This is a genomic window from Blautia sp. DFI.6.71 (genome assembly GCF_020593585.1).
In the GTDB taxonomy this organism is placed as follows: Bacteria; Bacillota; Clostridia; order Lachnospirales; family Lachnospiraceae; genus Blautia_A; species Blautia_A wexlerae.
Genome location: NZ_JAJDMJ010000034.1, coordinates 20,636 through 41,612, shown reverse-complemented (window position 1 = coordinate 41,612; position 20,977 = coordinate 20,636). Strand labels below are relative to the sequence as shown.

Genomic DNA, 20,977 nt, shown 5'->3' with positions numbered 1-20,977 from the left:
ACTCATAATAAATAAAAATAACAAAACGGTTTTCATTCAATTTCTCCCTATAAAAGTATATTTGATAAGAATAGTATTAAACCAACTGGTGGAAAGGGAAATTACAAATTATCTATTGAGTTCATGAATACAAAGACACATGGAAGGATTACTGAAGAAATTGTTTTTAAATAATCGAATGTGAGATCTTTTGTATATTGAGAATGAAAATTTCTGAAAAAGTTCAATATTAGTGTTGGATAATCCGAAAATTACTTCGGCGCAGTTGTATAATAAAAAATATATTATATTATAAAAATTTATGATATAATATCCAAGCTACCACCCCTAAACAGGTACAGGAAGGGGGTGTGCTATCAATGGATACAATTTTATCATTTATGCTTTCTATTCTGGCAGGTGTAATCACCTATTACATTTGCAAATGGCTGGATAGAAAATAGTAGCTGGTAGCCAGCCTGGGGAATAAGCCACCCTTGCCAAAACGGAATAAAAAAGCCTCGGAGATGCGACCTCCGAGGCTTTTTGCTGTGTTACCAATGAATTTAATTTTATCATTTTGCCTATGGCAATTATAGCATATGCAGAAAATGAAATCAATATACTTTTGTGGATGATAATTTCGATTAATTTAGATAGAAAATCATTTCATCGGCAGTATTCTAATCTTCAAACTGCTTTTAAGAAGCAATTTGGAATGCCCCCCAACGAGTACAGACGCAAGCGGTCATAAAAACCATTCCATCTTCTCCCGCACATCCGCATGCTTCAGATAAATAACATTAAATTCTCTGACTATGGGCTCACCCTTCAATGTAAAGATTCCAAGCTCCGGGTCGCTTTTGGCAAGTACTTCATATACAAATGAGATTCCATACCCGGACTTGATCAGGTCGATGATCATCTTAAAGCTGGAAATACATATATGCCGGTGAAAACGCTCCAAAGATTCATTATGCTCCAGAAGCTTTTCCTCCAGGATAGCCAAAGTTCCGGAGCCGTTTTCGCGATGGATCAGAGTTTCTTTCAGAATCTCCTCTACAGATACTTCACGGCCTGCAAAGGGATGATCCTTCGGGCAAATCCCCACAAAAGGTTCCCGGCGATACAGCTGGCTTCCGAATCTGTTTTTGTCAAAAAATCCTTCTATGATAGCATAATCCAGAGTATTTTGCTCCAATAGATGCAAAAGATGCTTTGTGTTATCCACGATCAGAGTCAGTGCTGTATCCGGCTGATTTAAAAAATCGTGAATTCTGTCTGTGATTACATAGTCACCAATGGTCTTGGTGGCACCGATGCGCAGTTCCCGGAGACCATTGTTTTTTATCTTTTCCCTGAGAAAATTTTCGCGCTGCTGAACAGAACGCAGGTAATCCTCCAGCATCTGTGCAGCAGGGGTCTTGATCAGTTTTCTGTTTTCATAAAGAAAAAGACGGCAGCCATATTCCTTCTCCAAAAACTGGATGTGCTGGGTAACTGCCGGCTGGGTAATATGTAACAGCTCTGCCGCCTCCCTGTAATTCATAACACTGCATACAGCCATAAAGGTTTCTGTTCTGTGATCTAACATAATATTCTCCTTGAACTCTTCCACTCTATTGATATCAGATAGTTTTTCCTGTGCAATAAGAAAAAATTCTGCCCTGAAGGCTTTTTTATAAAGGTTTCTGTTTTTCAGTTTCACAGTTGCATTATTCCATAAATGTTACTTATCATATAATAAAAACTCATAAATTGATTTTATCATTCATGAAGTCTATAATCAACAATAGAAACGCCGTATATATCAGAGAAAAGCAACAGCTACATAAAGGAGATACTTAAACATGAATGAGGAAAAAATAACAACATCCGCCAACAAAAAACTGAGTCCCGAGGAAATCAAGCGGGTAAAAGGTCTTGGATGCCTTCAGGACAAACGATATGATGACATCTTTAATATTCGGGTCATCACAGGAAATGGACATATTACCACAGATGAACACCGTGCCATTGCAGATGCAGCAGACAAGTTCGGAAATGGTCAGATCACTATGACAACCCGCCTGAGTATGGAAATCCAGGGAGTTCCTTATGATAATATTGAGAAAACAATCGCCTTCCTTGGAGAACACGGCCTGATGACAGGCGGAACCGGAGCTAAAGTGCGTCCTGTTGTCTCATGCAAGGGAACAACCTGCCAGTATGGTCTGATTGACACCTTTGCACTCAGCCAAAAGATCCATGAGCGTTTTTATATAGGCTATCACGATGTGGTACTCCCGCATAAATTCAAGATCGCAGTTGGCGGATGTCCAAATAACTGTGTAAAGCCTAATCTGAATGATATGGGAATTATCGGCCAGAGAATCCCCAAACCGGATGTTGAGAAATGCCGGGGATGTAAAAAATGTCAGATTGAAAAGAGCTGTCCTGTCCATGTCCCGAAATTAGTTGACGGTAAACTTTACATTGATCCTGAAGAATGTATCCATTGCGGACGCTGCAAGGGAAAATGTCCTTTCGGCGCAGTACCGGAATATCAGAATGGTTATAAGATCTATATCGGAGGCCGCTGGGGTAAGCGAATCTCACACGGTCAGGCTCTTACCAGAATTTTCACAGAGGAAGAAGAAGTAATGGCAGTCATAGAGAAAGCAATCCTTCTCTTCAAAAATGAAGGAATCGCAGGAGAACGATTTGCAGATACTGTGAAACGTCTCGGATTTGAGTATGTGAATGAGAAATTGATTGGCTGAGTATTAAAAAAGACACTTCGGAAAACTTTCCCAAAGTGTCTTTTTTCAGGTTTTTATTTTGATGTAAAAATATCAACAGTTTTATTTCATAAATTATGCAGTCTGTTTTTCATCATTTTTTTCAAAAAGCTTCTTCACTCCCTGGATTGCTACCAGCACACCAAGGATCAGCAGTAACACTGCAAAGATAAGCTGTAAGGTATTTCCAAGATCAAGGCCTGTGGTAAATAATGCTTTTGTAAGCTTACTGATGGTCATACCCAGTGCAGTAAAGGTAACTGCCATCATAAATACCATAGGAATCCAGAGCATGCAGCCCTGGCGTTTTGTTTTCTTAAGAAATACTGCGCAGGCTACAAGGGCAAGTACAGATAACAGCTGATTGGCAGAACCAAACAGTGGCCAGATTTCTGCATATCCTACCTTTGTAAGCAGATAGGCAAGTACCAGTGTAATGATCGTCGCAAAATATTTATTGGTTACTACTTTTAAGAACGGGCTCATATTTTCCTCGTCTGTATCAGAATCAAGGAAAAATTCCTGGAATGACAGACGTCCTACTCTGGCCACTGAGTCAAGAGAAGTCAGCGCAAAAGCTGATACAGCCAGATTGATCAGTGTAAATACAAGTGAATGTGGCAAACCGATTACAGAAAGGAAGTTTGCAATAGCACCTGCAAATATCTGCGGCTGAGTGGTAAGTCCCTGTGCTGCTGCCTCACCATCTGCAAAGGATGCAACAGCAATCAGTGCAATAATTGCCAGCATACTTTCCATAAGCATTGCACCAAAGGAAACCGGAAGCATGTTCTTTTCATTTTTGATCTGTTTTGATGCAGTGCCGGAGGATACCAGTGAATGGAAGCCTGAAACTGCACCGCAGGCAATTGTCACGAAAAGAATAGGGAACATATACTGTCCGTCCACATTAAAGCTTGTAAATGCCTTAAGATTACAGGATGGGTTGGCTGCAAATACACCGATAACCGCACCAACGATCATAAAGATCAGCAGATAACTGTTCAGATAATCACGGGGCTGGAGCAATGCCCATACAGGGGCTACACTGGCTACCAGAATATATGCAAAGATAATAATATGCCAGGTTCCAAGACTTACATATACCGGGAATTTAAGTCCCAGCGCAATTGCGAGCACCAATAATAAAATAGCCACTGCAGTATTGATCCATTTATTAAACTTGGAATATTTAAGGAAAAATCCCAGTCCCACTGCCTCGATGATAAATAACATGGAAGTTGTTGCAACTGCTCCGTTTGCTGCTACCTTGGTAACGGTTCCTGCGTTATCTGTCACAAATCCGTTAAAGGTTCCTGCCACAACATCTGCAAATGCTGCAACAACCAGAATACAGAACAGCCAGCAGAATAAAAGAAATAATTTCTTTCCCAGTTTTCCGATATAGGCTTCAATGATATATCCGATTGTACGGCCTTTGTTCTTTACAGAGGCATACATAGATGCAAAATCCTGAACTGCTCCAAAAAATACACCACCGATCAGGATCCAGAGCATAACCGGAAGCCAGCCGAAAATTGCTGCCTGGATCGGTCCGTTGATAGGACCTGCACCTGCTATAGATGCAAACTGATGACCAAATACCACATTGGTATCAGCCGGTACATAATCCACTCCATCCTCCATCTCATATGCCGGTGTTTTTGCTTTTGGGTCAATGCCCCATTTGTTCTGAAGATAACGGCCATACAGAAGATATGCTCCACCCAGCACTACAATGGCTATTATCATCATTACTATTCCACTCATAATGTCTTCCCTCTTCTTTCTTTTATATTTATATATAAAAAAACGCCCCTGCTATCCAATTTCCAATTGGATAACAAAGGCGGAATATTCCGTGGTACCACTTTGTATTATTATACCTGTCACCAGATACAATCTCTTAACACTGTCTAAGCCAAACAGCTTCTCCTGTAACGTGAAGACCACGTCCCGGCTTACTATAGATTTCAGCGGGATGCTCCCGGGTGATATCACAAACTACCATCTGCCGCATCTCACCTGCCTGCGACTCTCTGTAATCCGGTTCCTTCTGTGACCTGTCCTGTTCTATGCATTTCTCTTTTTTATTTATCTAAAGTTTTACTCTTTTTTTTATAAAATATCAAGAGATAATTTATATATATTTTACAATTATAGATAGGTGTTTTTATGCAATATGTATGATTATCAAGCAGATATTCGCAATCCGCTTCGCACGCATACGGTCATTTTATATCGTTATCTGTTACCTATAGCAATCCTCGTAAATAATGCATTTAAGACAGTTCAGCAGAGTGCGAAAGACAAGGAAGATATCTGCAGGCGTGCTAACGCACGGCAAAGATATCTGACGCAGGATTTCACACTCTGATGGGCTGGATTAAGATGCATTATTTTAGAGGATTGCTATAAAACCATTTTCAAATGCATTCATTTGTATAATATACGTAATTGTTTTTCTGTCTTGTACTTTCTCCGTCCTCTGCATATAACAGAGAAAGAAAATTTTACAGAGATTTTTCATTAGCGAGCATGTGTATTTTACAAACTGTTTCTATAATAGTAATCAAAGAATTGAAAGAGAAAAGAGGAATCATTATGTATCAGACATTATGGAATTCTATTAATAAACAGGTAAAAAACTCACATGCTTACGCAGCTTTTCTGGCTGTTTCACTTATGGGCTGGACAACGATCGGTCTTCTGGCAGGATTTTTGATCTGCATGATCGGCGGTATGTCCTTCGTTACAAAGGTAACTGTTGTCCTTTGCAGTGGCGGGTATACAGGATTGATCTTTGGTTTCTTTGGCGGTATTTTATATCTGTACCGGACAGAACCACGTCATTCAACTGACTCTGCCCCCTCACAGGTTCCCACTGTTTCCCAAATATCTCTCAACGCCAAGACAGCTGCCCGGTGATAAATCGGACAGCTGTTTTTTTATCCAAGAGCTACATCCAGAATCATCATCAGAGAGAATCCTACAGCGAAGAAAATAGTTCCAATGTTGGAGTGTTCTCCGGCAGACATTTCGGGTATGAGTTCTTCCACTACTACATAGAGCATAGCTCCGGCAGCGAAGCTTAAAAGATATGGAAGTGCCGGGACAATGAGGCCGGCAGCCAGGATTGTGAGGACTGCACCGACAGGTTCTACAATCCCGGACAGGACTCCGCCTGCAAAGGCTTTGGTCTTTCCCATTCCTTCCGAACGCAGGGGCATAGAGATAATGGCTCCCTCGGGAAAGTTCTGAATGGCAATCCCGATGGAAAGGGCCATGGCTCCCATGATAGTAATCTGGGCGTGACCTGTCAAATAACCTGCGTATACAACTCCTACTGCCATTCCCTCCGGAATGTTATGCAGAGTTACTGCAAGAACCAGCATGGTAGTTCTCTGAAGTTTGCTCTTCGGACCTTCTGCCTTGTTACTGTTCTGGTGAAGATGCGGGATCATGTGATCCAGCAAGAGCAAAAAAAGCACCCCTATCCAAAATCCCACTGCTGCCGGTACAAATGAAAGCTTCCCCAGTCCGGAAGACTGTTCAATTGCCGGGAGCAGCAGACTCCATATGGAAGCCGCAACCATAACTCCTGCTGCAAAGCCGGTAAGTGCCCTTTGAATCTGTTCATTCAGATTCTTCTTCATGAAAAATACGCAGGCGGCTCCTGCAGAAGTTCCAAGAAAAGGAATCAAAATTCCATAAAATACATTTATATCCATCAATTTATTCCTCCTGTTTTTATTTGTATGCAAATAAAAGAAATAGGTTCTTGTTATTTGTTTGATTTAGTTAGTCTATTATAACTCTAATCAGTATATCAGATTTTTTGACAAATAAAAAGAGAATACAAAATTTTTTGTTATTTTGTATTCTCTACATTAGAGCGTGTTTGAAAAGGCTTTCTGCAAAATATACTGCAAAGTGGGGCGTGCAGATTGCGGAAATGTTTTTCAAAACACGTTACATAGTGCAACAGAAATAAATATTCTCATGTAAACTGCATTTTGGATTAAATCCTGCGTGGCAGTAAGGGCAGCTGCCTTTTTTGTATTCCTGAAGTGTAAGTTTCCTGCCACAGTTTCCGCATAAAACAGGATAAACTTCTTCCGGTGTTGTTGCAACAAATGAATGGTCTTCCAGTTCATCGTGGCAGGAATAGCATGCGTAATATTTCCTGCATTTCGCACAAAGCAATGCAGCTATGTCAAGCTGTGTGTGATAGTGTGTACACCGTCCTGCTTTATCAAGTCCGATTCCGTGAATCTTTATGTTTTCCTGCTTTACCAGATTGTCTTCCGGCAGGCTATTCTTTAACCTGTTACTTTTATCAGCGGTTTCCTGCATTGTTGATTCCTTTTCTGATGGGAATTGCGATCAGTACTGCAAGAACTGTGATCACAATATCCTTTGGAATAAATGCTGTTAAGGAGTATACTGCGATTGCCGGAATGCTCATGGAGCCTCCTACAAAGTGCCACTGCAGACCACCGATTGTCTCAACGATCAGAAGTCCGATCAGTGCGAATACGATTGAGATTGCAAGATTCTTTGTCTTGTTCTCTGTTTTCGGACGGATTCCGCAGAGCCAGGTCATGATTGGCCATGCCCAGATGTATCCTCCTGTAACTCCCACGATGCTGCTGATTCCGCCTGAGAAGTTAGCAAAGATTGGAAGACCGATGGCTCCTAACAGAACGTAAACCAGTGTTGCTGTAGTTCCAAGCCTGGAACCAAGTACTGCGCCTACAAGCGCTACGCCAAATACCTGAATGGTGATCGGTACACCGGTAGGCATTGGCAGTGAAATCTGTGATATTACTGCAAGAACTGCTGCAAACATACCAACCAGTACCATTTCTCTGGTTGTAAATTTTCTCTCTGCAGCAGGGCTTTTTGCATATGACTGACTCATAATAAGACTCTCCTCTTTCCCTGTTAATGATTGATTTTGACCTTCTTTTTATATCATAAGCGGGAAGGATTGTCAACTCATTTTCTTGTATTTGGTTTACATTTGTTTCCGATAAGTATCGGGTGACACGTCTGTATAGCGTTTAAACACTCTGGAGAAATAAGTGCTGTTTTCGAATCCAAGAAGTTCTGAGACTTCATAGACCATTTTTCCATCCTGAAGCATTTGTCTGGCCAATTCTATTTTTCGGAGATTTACATATTCTATAAAATTATAACCCATTTCTTTTTTAAACATGGTGCTAAGATAGGCTGAAGAAACTCCTGTTTCAGCAGCTGCATCTGACAGATGGATTGGTTCCATGATATGCACTTCTATATATTTTACTACTTTCTGCAGAATTTCTGACCTGCTGCATTTGTAGGCAATCCAGAATTTTTCCATAAAAATATCATTAAATTTCAGGAACCATTTCTCTATTTCCCTAAGACTTTCCATCATCATGATTTTCTGATAATGACAATTATCTCCGTCCAATTCTATTTCTTCCAACGCACCATTCAGTGACTGTGCAACCATAGAATAAATCCCCAGAATATCCATAAAATTTCTTCTCAGCACATTGATACTGATATAAGACTCCTGTCGGATCAGTCCGAAAATTCCATGCAGCTCCTGTTCAGTTTTTTCTCTGTCAAAACTTCTGATCTTCTCTTTTAGGGAATCCAGATATCCATGCATTCCTCGTGGACTATGACCTTCTGTTTCAATCTTCTTTTGAAAAAACACCAGCTTCTCTTCTTTATCATAATAACTGAAAAGTTGTATCTGTTCAGCCATCGCAGCAGCCCGAACAATATCCGCAGTTTTTTCCATACAACCTTCAAAGATTCCCATGTACAGTTCTCTGTCTGTTTTCCGCTCTGCCCTTTTCTTCAATTCCATATAAACAGATTTTTCTGGTTTTTCTTCCAACAGGAAATATCCATACTGATTTCCCTTCTGGATCTGCAGACCTTCCCTGAGTTCGGTTTCAGCCCATTTATGGATTATTTCCGTAACCCTGGACAACTCCTCTGTATCTTTCGCCAGTATACAGATTAATGTCTGATAATTACAGGCACCTGCCAAAATATCTCTGCTGTCTCTCACAATCTCTTCATAACGGATCTCACGTATTCCCTGCATATGAACCGTAATTCTTTCTTCTGTTTCTACCAGACACTTTTCCAGAATATTTTCCAGTTCATCGGAACTCAGATTTAGTTTTCGCAGATAATCATACGCACCAAGTTTCATTGCCTTTTTTACAACATCGAATTCTTCCTGGCAGCTTACTACGATTACTTTGGTTGGCATTTCTTCTTTTTTCAGAAATTCCAGAATTTCAAGCCCGCTAACTTTTGGTATGTTCAGATCGAGAAGAATGATATCCGGACAACTGTTCCGGATCATTTCCAGTGCCTCTTCTCCATCTGTTGCATCCGGCAACAGCTCCAGTTCCAGTTTTCTCCAGTCTACAAGCTGACGTAGTCCAAGCCTCGCCAAAATTTCATCCTCTACGATCAGTACTTTTTTCATAGAATGTTCTTCCCTTCATCCAGATAATAATTACTGTCTTTTTATCCTATTTTATCACCTTTCTTCTGATTCTGTGATTTTTTTTGGAAGACGTATCCATATTTCAAATCCATTGCTAACCTTTTCATTATAAATCAGTCCATAAGATTCCCCATACAAGAGCTTCAATCTGGAATTCACATTATAAAGTCCGATTCCCGTTACAGCTCTCTGGTTCTTCTCTCCCTTCAGAAGATCTTCAATCTTCTTTTTATCCGCAGAATTTCCATTATTGAATACAGATATGACAAAATTATTCTCATACTCTATTGCAGAGACTATGATTTGCCCTGCTGTTACACCTTTTACTCCATGCAAAATCGCATTTTCCACAATCGGCTGCATAGTAAATGCAGGAATTTCATAATAGAACAGTTCCGTTGGAATTACATTATAATACTGAAATGAACTTCCAAACCGCATCTGCATGATATCTACATATGACTTCAGAAGTGCTGTCTCCTGCCCCACAGTAGTCATACCATTTTTATTACTGTAAACTGCATGTAGGATATCTCCCAATGCCTCCAGTGCTTTCTCTGTGTTTTCATTTCCGTCTTCCCGATTTTGTCCTTCTTTTATAGCCATAATTCTTATGGAATTAACCGTATTAAAGATAAAATGAGGGGAAATCTGCGACATAAGCATTTCATAATGAGCTTTTTCTTTTAATCTGCTCTCTCTTTCCACATTACCCAGAAGCTCTTCAATCTTTTTCCCAGCCTGATTATAGCAGAATACAAATTTACTCATCTCCTGAAAAGAGCCTTGAGGTTCTTCCAGAACTGCCATTCCATTGGGAGCTTTTTCCAGAGTCTGTGCCACTTCAACCAAAGGTTTGGCGATTCTTTTAGAAAAATATAACATGGTGCAGACAGTGAATCCAATCACCAGAAGTAACATTTCCAGAATTCTCTGGAGAATCTTTCTGTTTTCTTTCAGGAAAACTTTCTGGGGAACAAGGTAGACCAGTTTATTGGAAGTATTCTCCAGTTCTCCTTCCATATAATAAAAATCATCCTTCAGATTACCAGTCATAATTTCATTATCAGAAATCTCCTTTACAATTTCCTGTTCTTTCAGTTCTTTCAGCTGTTTCTGATATTTCTCATTATACGCCATCAATATATCATTGCTTCTGTCCAGGATATAAAGGGCACCGCCTTCCTCTGTCACCATACTTGCTGCCAGTTTTCCCCAGATTTTTTTCTCGGAAAGACGAATCAGCATGATTCCCAGATTTTTGCCGGAATAATCCAGAATTTCCCGCCCCATATAAAAATATTTCTGTACATTGTCATATATTGTCATTTCCTGGAATATGGTTCCTATATTAGCACTACAAGTTATCTTTCTTCCATTTTCCAAAATCTCCTGATACCACTGTTCTTTCTCATAATTCGTTTCTGTTCTGCTTAATGTGTAAGAACCAATCATATATCCTTTTTTCGTAAGTATAGCTACTTTTCCGCCAACGGCATTTAAGACGGAGCTCTCTACATCCGAAATATCATTAGAAAGTTCTCTTTTCGCCTGATAGATCTCGTAGGAATCCCCGTCTTGCTCTAAAATTCGCAGGTTCTTCAGTGTATTTTTATTTGTCATCAACATACTTGTAGCATAGTTGGTCACTTCAATCATCTGATCTGTATTATCCCTGATTTGAGATAGCAAATCTGTCTCATTGTTGATCTTATTTTCCGTGGTAACTTTCTGAAGATAGAAATTCAGAAGCATCAAAGCCAGGCACAACGGCAGCACCACAAAAAGTCCCATATAAAATGTGAGCTGCCTTCTTATGCTCTGGTTACCCGGATTTTTACGTTTGAAACTCATACGCAAATTTCCTCTTTCTACATCTGATCTGTATTTATCCTTTCACTGCACCGGCAGAAAGTCCCTGTACCAGATTTTTCTGTACCAATGCAAAGAAAATCAGAATTGGTATCAGACTGATTACCACCGCTGACATCAGCAGTCCCCAGTCTACAGAATACTGTCCTACAAAGTCCTGCATACCAACCTGAATGGTTTTCTTTGAAGTTGTATTAATAAAAATAGAAGCATACATATATTCATCCCAAGATGTCATAAAACAGAACAAGGCTGTAACAAAAAGTCCCGGCTTAGCCACATGAATGATCACATGGAAGAAAGATTTCAACCTGCTGCAGCCATCAATCCTGGCAGCTTCCTCCAACTCCCATGGGATGGAAATAAAAAATGCACAGGTATTCCATATGGCAAAAGGCAGGGTAAAAGAGCAGTACATCAGAATCAGTCCTATATAACTGTCAATCAGATTCAACTGTTTCATAATAATATAGTAAGGAATACACAACAGGATTCCCGGAAACATTCTTGTCATAAGAACCGCCATCTTGATTTTCCCGGCACCTACGATTCTATATCTGGTAAGTCCATATGCTGCCATTACTGATAATATCATACAAATCAATGTTGTGACCAGTGTAATAAAAATACTGTTCATAAAATATCTTACGAAATTCGACTGAAATAGCACCTGTCTGAAATTATCAAATGTGATATGTGTCGGTATAATCTGCGATGGATCATATATCTGCTCCTTTGTTTTCAGGGCAGTCAGTACCACATAGATAAACGGGGTCACTGCAAGGAAAACCATAGCTATTGTAAATACATAGGCTACCACATGCCGTATGGCTTCATTTCGTTGTTTTGCATGCATATAGTTTCCTCCTCCCTATTCTTTCTCACTTACCATCTTCAGATAAACTCCGGAAAAAACAGCCATGAATACAAACAATACCACAGATGCAGCTGCTGCAGTTCCGAAATTATGGTCAATAAATGCTCTTCTGTATGCATAGGTATAAACAATCTCTGTGCTGTACAGCGGTCCACCTTTGGTCATCAGCCAGATGGTGTTAAAACAGGACACAATACCGATCAGGTTCAGAACGGTAGAAATAGCCAGAGGCTCTTTGATAATCGGAAGTGTGATTCTCCAGAAACACTGCCAACGGCTGGCACCATCTATTTCCGCACTCTCATACACATCCCTGGAAATTCCCTGCAGTGCAGCCAGAATAAAGATCATCTGAAATGGAATTCCCTTCCAGATTGCCACCAAGATTACACACCAGAACGCCGATCCCACATTTCCAAGCCAGGATACAGATTCTGTAATCATTCCCAGTTTCACTGCCAGAATATTAATGATACCTACATTTGCATTGTATAAAAAAGTAAAGGTCATAGCTGCTATGGCATGGGGAACTGCCCATGGAACCAGAATCAGGGTTCTGTATACAGATCTTCCTTTCAGTTTCTGGTTCAGTGCAAGTGCAAGAAGCATGGCTGCCACAAGCTGTACCACAAGATTCACCACTGTCCACTTTACTGTATTTCCAATAGACTGTAGGAACACTTTATCTTTAAAAATATTAATATAATTTTGTAAACCTGCAAGGGTATTAAATGCAGGATCATTTGGGCGTACAAGGTTATAATTTAAAAAACTCAGATAAATACCTCTGAAAAGAGGGTACACAGAAAGCGCCAATACCGCAATCACTGCTGGTGCCATCAGAAAATATCCCGGAAGATTTTTTCTCAGCTTCAGGCCTTCTTTTCTACGTACTTGGGACATAATCTTCCTCCCTTCTCAATGAAGAAGCGCTGCCGCCATTTCACGCCAGCGCCTCTGTTATCATTTCATGTTTATTTTCCAGACATTTTTACTGATAGTTGGATGCAATATTTTCATTAAGCTTCTGTGCAAGAGATGTCAGCGCATCTTCAGCTGAGGACTGTCCATAGTCTACTTCCAAGATTGCATTAATAATCAGTTCATCAATGGCTTTTTCATTAATAACAGCAGGTCTTGCCTTTGTATATGAAAGTTCTTCTGCAAAAACTTTTAACTTATCCTTTCCTTCCAATGATTTAACATAGTCATAATCCTTGCGTGCAGATGCTTTTCCCTCTACAGCCAGAATAGAATCTCCTTTTTCTGAGTTCAGATACTGAATCAGATCATAGGCAAGTTCTGGTTTTTTGCAGTTTGCATTAATGTTCCAGGTCCAGCCTCCCAGTACAGTCGCTTCTGTTTTCCCTTTCACCATCGGGGCAATACCATAATCCATATCCGGATTAATATTTTCCACTTCACCAGAACACCAGTCTCCACCCAACAGGAAGGTTGCTTCTCCATTTGCAAAGCTTTCATATACTTTGTCCCATGTGGTTGCTTCTTTAAAAGACTCTACCAGACCACCTTTGGAGATCAGATCACAGATATAATTCCATGCTTCTTTTCCCTCCTCATTGTCAATCACTACTTTCGGAACATCTCCGCTTGTATCAATTACCGGACACTCATTTTGATAGAAGAATGAGTAGAACGCATATGCACTCTGATAAGTGATAATTCCACCGTAACCTGCCTCTTTTACTTTATCTACTGCGTCCGAAAGCTCTTTCCACGTTGTAGGGACATCAATTCCCAGCTCATCCAGGCGTTCTTTATTATAATAAAGACCTGTACAGTCCATATTCCATGGTACTGAATAATATTTGCCTTCGAATTTGCCGGAATCAAGAGGTCCTTCCTGATACTGTGCAGTGAGTTCTTCATCTGTAGTAAGTTCTTCCAATGAATACAGAAGCCCCATAGCAGCAAGATCAATGGCATGTCCTGAATTATCCATCATCACAATATCTGCACCTCTACCCGCCAGAGCAGCTGTCTGGAAAGATTCTTTAATATCCTGCTGAGAAGCACCCTGTAAGGTAATCTTAACTCCCGGATTCTCTTCTTCATATTGTTTAATTACTTTTTTAAATTCTTCACTATTCGCTCCTGACCCATCAATCAAACTATTTGTTAGCAGAAGTGTCAATTCCCCTTCTTTTTGATCTGAAGTATCGGATGCAGCCCACACACCTGTCTGTGCGCCTAAAACCATAACCCCTGCCAGCATAACAGCTAATGCTCTTTTCTTCATTATATAGTTCCTCCTTCTCATCTTCTCTCTTATATCTCTGTATTTCTGATCTGCTTTCCAATCGATTGTTCTGCTATGCACTTATTAAAACATGAAATCCCTGATTTTTGAATAACGATATTATTCTTTCTTTTTCCATCTTTTCTAAAAAAAAGTAAGACTGATCGGAACTGGTATTATTTTTATCTTTTTTTGTCCAAACATCTAAATTATCTTTATTCTCTTTTCTTTTTTCATCACGTATAATCACAGACATACAAAACAGATGCAGGATTCCTGACATCCTGATGATTTTTTCTATATTAATTTTTTAAGGAGGATTTTCCATCATGAAAAAACTGAATGTCGCTTTAGTAGGCTTAGGCTTCGGACTTGAATTCGTTGCTATCTACTGTAAACATCCTGATATTGATAAGGTGTATGTCGTAGATAAAAATGAGAAACTTCTGAATATTGCAAAAGAACGATACAGCATTCCGGATGAACGCTGTTTCACAGATCTGCAGGATGTACTGGATATTCCTGAAATTGATGCAGTTCATCTTGTAACACCGCCAGCAACACATGCTCCGTTTTCTGTACGTGTCTTAAATGCTGGTAAACATTGTGGCTGTACGATTCCCATGGGAATGAGCATCCAAGAATTAAATGACATCATTGCAGCCCGCAAAGCCTCCGGCAAAAATTATATGTTTATGGAAACAACTATTTTCCAGAGAGAGTTCCTCTATATTCAGGAACTTTATAAAAAAGGAGAATTCGGACGTCTCCAGTATATGACCTGTGCACATTACCAGGACATGGAAGGATGGCCGGAATACTGGGAAGGCTTCCCTCCACTGATGCATCCAACACACGCCGTTGCTCCGTGTCTTATGCTTGCCGGACATCTGCCAGACAAGGTTTATGCAAGAGGTTCCGGAAAAATCCGCAAAGAACTGGCTGACAAATACGGCTGCCCATTCGCGTTCGAATCTGCATTTATTTCTCTTCAGGACAGCGATGTGACTATTGAAATGGAACGTTTTCTGTATGGTGTAGCCAGAAACTATTCTGAATGCTTCCGGGTATACGGTGAAAACGAGAGCTTCGAATGGCAGCAACTTAGTGAAGAAAATCCAGTTCTCTTTACCCGCACAGGAGAATTTGAAAAAGCAGAAGATATCCTGGATGAAGACAGCGAGAAATCCAGCCGTGGAACAAAAATTGCAGAAAAACGAATCCAGATCCCGGATTATGCACACCTTCTTCCGAAGGAAATCGCATCCTTCACCACCAACACAGTATATAACAATGAGAACACCCATCTTTCCTTCACCCAGGGAGGCGGTCACGGTGGTTCCCATCCACACCTTGTACATGAATTCATCCGTTCCATTCTGGAAGAACGCAAACCTGCTATCGATGACATCATGGGCGCTTACTGGACAGGTACAGGAATCTGTGCGCACGAATCCGCTATGAAGGGTGGAGAAGTTATTACAATTCCTCGTTTCGAATAACCTATATCATTTAACTTTATATCATAAATACATCAGAGAGTGTGTAGAAATTTTCCAATCTACACACTCTCTGATATTTTTCATCTATTTACAGCAAATCATATATAATGTTATTATTTCACTATCTTCTCAATCATGCACTGATGCTCTTTATCCTTTTTCGAATAATTGATCCCTGCCAAAAGAATATTTCCTGCATATTTCTCCAGACTTTTACAATATTGCTTCTGTTTAATCTGAGAAATAGCTCCTTTGGCACTTTTATCCCATTTTAATTCCACTACCAGAGCAGGTTTATCAGGAAATTTTTTTCTCGGAATAAAGACCATATCCGCAAATCCCTTTCCTGTTGGCAGTTCACGATATACGCTATAATAGTTTCTAGCCGCATACAGAGCCAGTGAAATAGTATAACTTAATGCATTTTCATCATTATACTGAAGATGCGAGGTCTCAAAGTGTGCTCTTTGCATTCCCTGTGCAACCATCTGCTCATTCTGATTCCAGATTGCATTCAGGACATCTGCCGAATTTTTTAAAGCTTTTGACACTTCACCCCAGTCTGATACAGAAACAGCATTTGCATACTCATTCCGGATTTCATTATTAGGAATATACACACAATGTTCTGTAGAATCATATGTCAGATATCCCAGATGGATCAATAAGGTCAAAACATCATTCTCATCCCGGAATGTCGTCATATCATTTGTAAAATTTCCGGTATTAACAGGAATATGCTCTCCTGCCAGCATACAGAGAATATCATCCTTTAACCCCTCAAAATTCATATCTATATAAGTCTGCAGTGCTTCAAAAGATTCTGTCATATTCCAGTAGTTTCTGATAGAACCAAAGAGCATGCCGTTTACCACAGACCTTGGATTATAAACCGGCTCACAGTTTTCAAACCTGTACCCGTCATACCATTCTCTGATTTCCCTCATATCCATATGATATTTCTCACATAATTCTCTGACTTCTGTCTCTGTAAAACCCACAAACTTCGCCAGAGGTCCTGCATAAATCATAGAAAATTCATCAAACATATTCAGGGCAGAATGTGTTCCATATTTCTTTACCGGCAGGATTCCTGTCATATAAGCAAGATGAATATAAGATTTATCCTTAAGAAAATCCCGCAGAAAATCAAGATACTGCTCCTGTGCTTCTTTATCTGACTTGTATTCTCTGAAAATACAATCCCACTCATCTATAATAATCACAAACGGACATCCTGTCTGCTGATATACATCCTGCATACTTTCAGCAAGATCTTCTTCATCAAAATAGTCCACATCAGGATATTCCTGTTTCAGGTCACGCATCAGAATCCGGTTTAATCGCAGGACCATTTTCTCTACTGTCTTACTGCGGCTTAGGAATTCCTGCATATTTATAAAGAAAACATTGTATTTGTTCAGATATTTTGAAAAAGATGAATCTTCTTTTATCTTAAGTCCGTCAAATAATTTTTCAGACTGACATCCTCTGCTGTAATATGCAGCCAGCATATTTGCAGTCACAGACTTTCCGAAACGTCTTGGTCTGCTTACACAGACATTTTGCTGCATGGTGTTAAAAACACGATTGGTATATTGTATCAGTTCTGTTTTGTCCACATAAATCTCAGAATTGATTGCTTTATAAAATTTATCATTGCCGGGATTTAAATACACACCCATTTCACACACCTGCTTTCCTGACAGATATTTTAATTTACCGTAACTATAAAAGTTCTGTCCAACTACCGTACTGTCTTTCAACTGATATTCCTGTAAATTTGTACTTTCCTTTTCCATATCCCGAAACCGGCTCCAGTATTTTCCTTTTAACCAATTCTTTTATAAGCATAGAAGCGCGTGTAGGCTTCAGACCAGTAGCATGTTGTACATCTTCTCTTCCAAATGCCACTTTATCACTTAACGCATCATACATTTTCTGAATATGGTTTATTGTTTTTTCCAGGAAACCATGAATTTCATCTGAATACCTGTCATGCACATCAATATTCACTTTTTCTGTTACAATGTTCGCTTTTTCCCTCTTAATATTCACTTTTTTCATTTCAATGTTCGCTTCTTCTGTTTTCAGACTCTCATTTAGAAGATTTATAAATTCTTTATTGATGTGCATCATGCGATTATGAAGAGGTTTTTTTTCATTCAGCAATAAATTTCGCAAAAATACTTCCAGATATTCAGTTGTCTCATGGATTCCATTCTTTAAGTCATTATAGTTTGCACGAACCAGGGCATTTCGAAAATACCAGGCATTTTCTGCAAATATATCATTTGTGGCATCAAATCCCAGTGTTCTGAGATATTTAATAAAAAAAACTGCCGTAGTTCTGGTATTTCCCTCGCCAAACACATGTATCTGCCACAGATTTGCCACAAAAACTGCCAGATGATGTATCATTTCTTCTATAGATAAACCCTTATAGCTGTACTTTTTTTCCTGCGTAAAATCATATTCTAATGTCTCTCTAAGTTCTGATGCACTTCCATAAAGAACGGAAGCTCCATCTAATACCCATTCTTTTTTTGTAATGTTATAATCCCTGATTTTTCCGGCATGTGAATAAATTCCTGTAAATAGTTTCTTATGAATTGCCAGATATTCTGTAGGTGTAAAACTAAATGCATTTTCTGATAATAGTGCTGCAATTCTGGCTGAAACTTTATCCGCTTCTTCAGTTCTGTCTCCTGACTTTGGCTTTTCTCGTCTTTCCTCATAATAAGAATCTACCAGATATTGAGCTTCTTCTATCGTAATTTTTCCCTCAATATTCTGAACAGCTGTATCAACCAGATACTGCGACGGCTTTAATCCATCAACAGCCTGTAAACCAATGGCAGTATTCCATGCATATCCCTTTTCACGCCTGCCTGGCTCTGCCTGTATAAGATATTCTCTGAAAGGATCTGTTTTCATTGATTATCACGCCTTTTTTTCTATTTTATCATTCTTAATAGTTTCACTCTCTGTGTCCCAGTTCCCAGAATGCCACTGCACTTGCCGCAGCTACATTCAACGAATCTACTCCGTGGGACATTGGTATCTTTACTGTATAATCGCAATCTGCAATGGTCTGTGATGCAAGGCCGTCACCTTCAGTTCCGAGAATGACTGCCATTTTTTCTTCTGACCGGAGTGCTTTGTCATCAATTCCTACAGAATCGTCACGCAGAGCCATTGCCGCTGTTTTGAATCCCAGATTTTGCAGAATCTGCATTCCATCCTGTGGCCATACAGTTTTTTTATCAAAATATGTCCAGGGAATCTGGAATACGGTTCCCATGCTTACTCTGGCTGCCCGTCGGTAAAGCGGATCGCTGCATCCGCCGGTCAGAAGTACTGCATCCATATGGAGAGCTGCTGCTGAGCGAAAAATAGCTCCGATATTTGTAGGATTTACAACATTTTCAAGAACTGCTATGCGGCTGGCATTTCTGCAGATTTCCTCTACAGATGGCAGTGGATTTCTGCGCATTGAGCAGAGCATTCCGCGAGTAAGAGCAAATCCGGTCAGCTTGACCAACAGTTCATATTCCGCAGTATAGACCGGCACATCCGGATATTGTTTCAGGATTTCCTGTGCCTCTCCTTCCAGATCTTTATGCTCCACCAGAAAAGAGATGGGATGATATCCTGCATTCAGGGCTCGTTCAATTACTTTCGGACTCTCCGCAATGAAAATTCCTGGTTCCGGTTCATAGTATCTTAAAAGCTGCACTTCAGATGTTCTGGCATATACATCCAGTTCCGGCGCAGCGAAATCTTTTATTTCGTTAAACATAAAAATAAAACCTCCAAACTGAGTAATCTTATCTTACATCAGTTTGGAGGTTTATACAAGAATTCCTTTTCAACAGTGCTATTCGATTCTTTTTCTTCTGTCTTTATATGCCAGAAACAGAATCGTCAGAAACGTAACTGTCTCCGCTGCAAGAAGAGAGATCCAGATTCCATTTAATCCAAATAATTTCGCAAGTATAACTGCGCAGATAACAATAGCAACAATTCCTCTCAGGAATGATCCGACAATCGCGATTTTCGGTTCATCTACTGCTGAGAAATATGCCACCAGTACAATATTGATTCCTGCCACTATAAATCCAAGGAAATACAGACGCAGTCCTGTATGTGCATAATTCAACAACTGAACATTGTTTTCACTGTTGAAAATGCTGATCAGCGTGTCGGTTGAAGTCCAGATGATCAATTGGATCAGTGCTTCTACAGCAAGACATACGAGCAGGCTCCATTTCAGAAGTTTTCTTACCTGAGTGGGCTGGCCTTTTCCGTAGCTTTCACTGATCAGGGGCTGTGCTCCCTGGGCCAGACCGTTGAAAATTGCAAATGCCACGATAGAAAGGTTTGCCACAACTCCATAGGCTGCTACACCCATATTTCCCGCGATTCCCAGAATCAGGAAGTTAAATACAATGGCGATTACACCGGAAGACAGTTCACCGACGAATGCGGAAACTCCCAGCTGACAGCAGGAAATCAGGTGTCTGAATGACGGTTTTTTCCAATAGAATACTACATGATTTCTGCTGCTTCTGTAGTGTATGGTACAGACGCTCATTGTTACGATCGGACAGATTGCAGTAGCCAGTCCGGCTCCGGAAAATCCCAGACCGACTGGGAACATGAATATATAATCAAATATAATGTTAAAGATACTTCCACTGATGGAACCGATCATTGCAATAGAAGGCGCTCCATCGTTTCTGGCAAATGCAGTAAATGTATAATTTGACATGAAGAATGGTGTTGCGATCAGAATAATTCTCACATAGTTTCGTCCAAGTCCGATCAGTCCGGCATCTGCACCCAGCAAAGCCAATGCTTTGTCCGGAATAAAGATTCCGATCAGCATAAATGGAACTGCAGCCAGTATGCTCCAGGTTACTGACTGTACGAAATAGTGATCTGTGTTTTCTCCTTTTGCCCTGCTTATGGCATACCTGGTAGCGGAACCAATCCCGATCATAGCCCCAATCGCATAGATCAGCCCATAAACCGGCAGGATCAGATTGAGAACTGCCAGCCCGTCAGCACCGGAATATACAGATATAAAGAAAGTATCTGCCAGAACATAAACTGAAATCCCAATCATTCCGGCAACACTCTGGGTTACATACCTGGTGAATCTTTTCAGCATAATAC

18 protein-coding genes and 1 other annotated feature are annotated in these 20,977 nt (G+C 40.1%); of the genes, 4 read left to right on the top strand and 14 right to left on the bottom strand.

What is annotated here, in order from left to right; translation table 11 throughout:
* Window positions 1-727 precede the first annotated feature (727 nt).
* The gene (locus LJE12_RS13650; RefSeq protein WP_025581081.1) at window positions 728-1,573 is read right to left on the bottom strand and encodes a LysR family transcriptional regulator; all 846 of its coding nucleotides are present in this window, start codon (window positions 1,571-1,573) and stop codon (window positions 728-730) included.
* A gap of 256 nt (window positions 1,574-1,829) precedes the next feature.
* Here LJE12_RS13650 and LJE12_RS13645 point away from each other — a divergent pair, with 256 nt between their 5' ends.
* Window positions 1,830-2,741 carry a 4Fe-4S dicluster domain-containing protein gene (locus LJE12_RS13645; protein WP_118613440.1) on the top strand — a complete coding sequence of 304 codons (912 nt, stop codon included), beginning with the start codon at window positions 1,830-1,832 and terminating at the stop codon, window positions 2,739-2,741.
* Between the two features lie 93 nt (window positions 2,742-2,834).
* Here the strand turns inward: LJE12_RS13645 and LJE12_RS13640 are convergent, their stop codons facing one another.
* Window positions 2,835-4,529, bottom strand: coding sequence for a carbon starvation CstA family protein (locus LJE12_RS13640; protein WP_055052711.1), 1,695 nt, complete (start codon window positions 4,527-4,529; stop codon window positions 2,835-2,837).
* A 72-nt stretch (window positions 4,530-4,601) separates the two neighbouring features.
* Window positions 4,602-4,844 (bottom strand) — a binding site (T-box leader).
* A 519-nt stretch (window positions 4,845-5,363) separates the two neighbouring features.
* On the opposite strand from LJE12_RS13640, the gene LJE12_RS13635 reads away from it, so the two are divergent.
* Window positions 5,364-5,687: a hypothetical protein gene (locus tag LJE12_RS13635; RefSeq protein ID WP_227226610.1), complete on the top strand. Its 324-nt coding sequence runs from the start codon at window positions 5,364-5,366 to the stop codon at window positions 5,685-5,687.
* A gap of 20 nt (window positions 5,688-5,707) precedes the next feature.
* Here LJE12_RS13635 and LJE12_RS13630 read toward each other — a convergent pair whose 3' ends face one another.
* Window positions 5,708-6,490, bottom strand: a complete 783-nt coding sequence (locus LJE12_RS13630; protein ID WP_227226609.1) for a ZIP family metal transporter — start codon at window positions 6,488-6,490, stop codon at window positions 5,708-5,710.
* Between the two features lie 107 nt (window positions 6,491-6,597).
* On the opposite strand from LJE12_RS13630, the gene LJE12_RS21120 reads away from it, so the two are divergent.
* On the top strand, window positions 6,598-6,753 hold the full coding sequence (locus LJE12_RS21120; protein WP_368186568.1) for a DUF6783 domain-containing protein: 156 nt from the start codon (window positions 6,598-6,600) through the stop codon (window positions 6,751-6,753).
* Here the strand turns inward: LJE12_RS21120 and LJE12_RS13625 are convergent.
* The 7 genes from LJE12_RS13625 to LJE12_RS13595 form a co-directional block, all read right to left on the bottom strand.
* Entirely contained in the window at window positions 6,732-7,115 is a 384-nt protein-coding gene (locus LJE12_RS13625; RefSeq protein WP_081018833.1) for a CHY zinc finger protein, read from the bottom strand. The genes LJE12_RS21120 and LJE12_RS13625 overlap by 22 nt on opposite strands.
* Complete coding sequence (locus LJE12_RS13620) at window positions 7,099-7,683, bottom strand: biotin transporter BioY (protein ID WP_055058206.1); 585 nt, start codon at window positions 7,681-7,683, stop codon at window positions 7,099-7,101. Before LJE12_RS13620 ends, LJE12_RS13625 begins: the two co-directional genes overlap by 17 nt.
* A 96-nt stretch (window positions 7,684-7,779) precedes the next feature.
* Window positions 7,780-9,264, bottom strand: a complete 1,485-nt coding sequence (locus tag LJE12_RS13615; protein WP_118613432.1) for a response regulator transcription factor — start codon at window positions 9,262-9,264, stop codon at window positions 7,780-7,782.
* Between the two features lie 54 nt (window positions 9,265-9,318).
* Entirely contained in the window at window positions 9,319-11,139 is a 1,821-nt protein-coding gene (locus tag LJE12_RS13610) for a cache domain-containing sensor histidine kinase (protein WP_118613430.1), read from the bottom strand.
* A 34-nt stretch (window positions 11,140-11,173) separates the two neighbouring features.
* Window positions 11,174-12,013, bottom strand: a complete 840-nt coding sequence (locus tag LJE12_RS13605; RefSeq protein WP_118330803.1) for a carbohydrate ABC transporter permease — start codon at window positions 12,011-12,013, stop codon at window positions 11,174-11,176.
* 15 nt (window positions 12,014-12,028) lie between these two features.
* Window positions 12,029-12,937 (bottom strand): carbohydrate ABC transporter permease, encoded by a 909-nt coding sequence (locus tag LJE12_RS13600; RefSeq protein WP_118613428.1) that lies wholly within the window; start codon window positions 12,935-12,937, stop codon window positions 12,029-12,031.
* Window positions 12,938-13,025: 88 nt separating this feature from the next.
* On the bottom strand, window positions 13,026-14,294 hold the full coding sequence (locus LJE12_RS13595) for an ABC transporter substrate-binding protein (RefSeq protein ID WP_227226608.1): 1,269 nt from the start codon (window positions 14,292-14,294) through the stop codon (window positions 13,026-13,028).
* 329 nt (window positions 14,295-14,623) lie between these two features.
* On the opposite strand from LJE12_RS13595, the gene LJE12_RS13590 reads away from it, so the two are divergent.
* Window positions 14,624-15,796, top strand: a complete 1,173-nt coding sequence (locus LJE12_RS13590) for a Gfo/Idh/MocA family protein (RefSeq protein WP_055152633.1) — start codon at window positions 14,624-14,626, stop codon at window positions 15,794-15,796.
* Window positions 15,797-15,909: 113 nt separating this feature from the next.
* Here LJE12_RS13590 and LJE12_RS13585 read toward each other — a convergent pair whose 3' ends face one another.
* The 4 genes from LJE12_RS13585 to LJE12_RS13570 all read right to left on the bottom strand — a co-directional run bounded on the left by LJE12_RS13585 (window position 15,910) and on the right by LJE12_RS13570 (window position 20,972).
* Window positions 15,910-17,481, bottom strand: a complete 1,572-nt coding sequence (locus tag LJE12_RS13585) for an AAA family ATPase (RefSeq protein WP_118409172.1) — start codon at window positions 17,479-17,481, stop codon at window positions 15,910-15,912.
* 43 nt (window positions 17,482-17,524) lie between these two features.
* Window positions 17,525-18,733: a Fic family protein gene (locus tag LJE12_RS13580; protein WP_227226607.1), complete on the bottom strand. Its 1,209-nt coding sequence runs from the start codon at window positions 18,731-18,733 to the stop codon at window positions 17,525-17,527.
* 43 nt (window positions 18,734-18,776) lie between these two features.
* Window positions 18,777-19,598 (bottom strand): TrmH family RNA methyltransferase, encoded by an 822-nt coding sequence (locus tag LJE12_RS13575; RefSeq protein ID WP_227226606.1) that lies wholly within the window; start codon window positions 19,596-19,598, stop codon window positions 18,777-18,779.
* A 78-nt stretch (window positions 19,599-19,676) separates the two neighbouring features.
* Window positions 19,677-20,972 (bottom strand): MATE family efflux transporter, encoded by a 1,296-nt coding sequence (locus tag LJE12_RS13570; RefSeq protein WP_227226605.1) that lies wholly within the window; start codon window positions 20,970-20,972, stop codon window positions 19,677-19,679.
* Window positions 20,973-20,977 lie beyond the last annotated feature (5 nt).

Excerpts from the sequence above, each read along its gene's own strand:
- LJE12_RS13640 (WP_055052711.1), bottom strand. The coding sequence starts at position 4,529 with ATGAGTGGAATAGTAATGATGATAATAGCCATTGTAGTGCTGGGTGGA.
- LJE12_RS13650 (WP_025581081.1), bottom strand. The coding sequence starts at position 1,573 with ATGTTAGATCACAGAACAGAAACCTTTATGGCTGTATGCAGTGTTATG.
- LJE12_RS13570 (WP_227226605.1), bottom strand. The coding sequence starts at position 20,972 with ATGCTGAAAAGATTCACCAGGTATGTAACCCAGAGTGTTGCCGGAATG.
- LJE12_RS13595 (WP_227226608.1), bottom strand. The coding sequence starts at position 14,294 with ATGAAGAAAAGAGCATTAGCTGTTATGCTGGCAGGGGTTATGGTTTTA.
- LJE12_RS13630 (WP_227226609.1), bottom strand. The coding sequence starts at position 6,490 with ATGGATATAAATGTATTTTATGGAATTTTGATTCCTTTTCTTGGAACT.
- LJE12_RS13610 (WP_118613430.1), bottom strand. The coding sequence starts at position 11,139 with ATGAGTTTCAAACGTAAAAATCCGGGTAACCAGAGCATAAGAAGGCAG.
- LJE12_RS13615 (WP_118613432.1), bottom strand. The coding sequence starts at position 9,264 with ATGAAAAAAGTACTGATCGTAGAGGATGAAATTTTGGCGAGGCTTGGA.
- LJE12_RS13585 (WP_118409172.1), bottom strand. The coding sequence starts at position 17,481 with ATGGGTGTGTATTTAAATCCCGGCAATGATAAATTTTATAAAGCAATC.
- LJE12_RS13600 (WP_118613428.1), bottom strand. The coding sequence starts at position 12,937 with ATGTCCCAAGTACGTAGAAAAGAAGGCCTGAAGCTGAGAAAAAATCTT.
- LJE12_RS13575 (WP_227226606.1), bottom strand. The coding sequence starts at position 19,598 with ATGTTTAACGAAATAAAAGATTTCGCTGCGCCGGAACTGGATGTATAT.
- LJE12_RS13580 (WP_227226607.1), bottom strand. The coding sequence starts at position 18,733 with ATGAAAACAGATCCTTTCAGAGAATATCTTATACAGGCAGAGCCAGGC.
- LJE12_RS13645 (WP_118613440.1), top strand. The coding sequence starts at position 1,830 with ATGAATGAGGAAAAAATAACAACATCCGCCAACAAAAAACTGAGTCCC.
- LJE12_RS13605 (WP_118330803.1), bottom strand. The coding sequence starts at position 12,013 with ATGCATGCAAAACAACGAAATGAAGCCATACGGCATGTGGTAGCCTAT.
- LJE12_RS13625 (WP_081018833.1), bottom strand. The coding sequence starts at position 7,115 with ATGCAGGAAACCGCTGATAAAAGTAACAGGTTAAAGAATAGCCTGCCG.
- LJE12_RS13635 (WP_227226610.1), top strand. The coding sequence starts at position 5,364 with ATGTATCAGACATTATGGAATTCTATTAATAAACAGGTAAAAAACTCA.
- LJE12_RS13620 (WP_055058206.1), bottom strand. The coding sequence starts at position 7,683 with ATGAGTCAGTCATATGCAAAAAGCCCTGCTGCAGAGAGAAAATTTACA.
- LJE12_RS13590 (WP_055152633.1), top strand. The coding sequence starts at position 14,624 with ATGAAAAAACTGAATGTCGCTTTAGTAGGCTTAGGCTTCGGACTTGAA.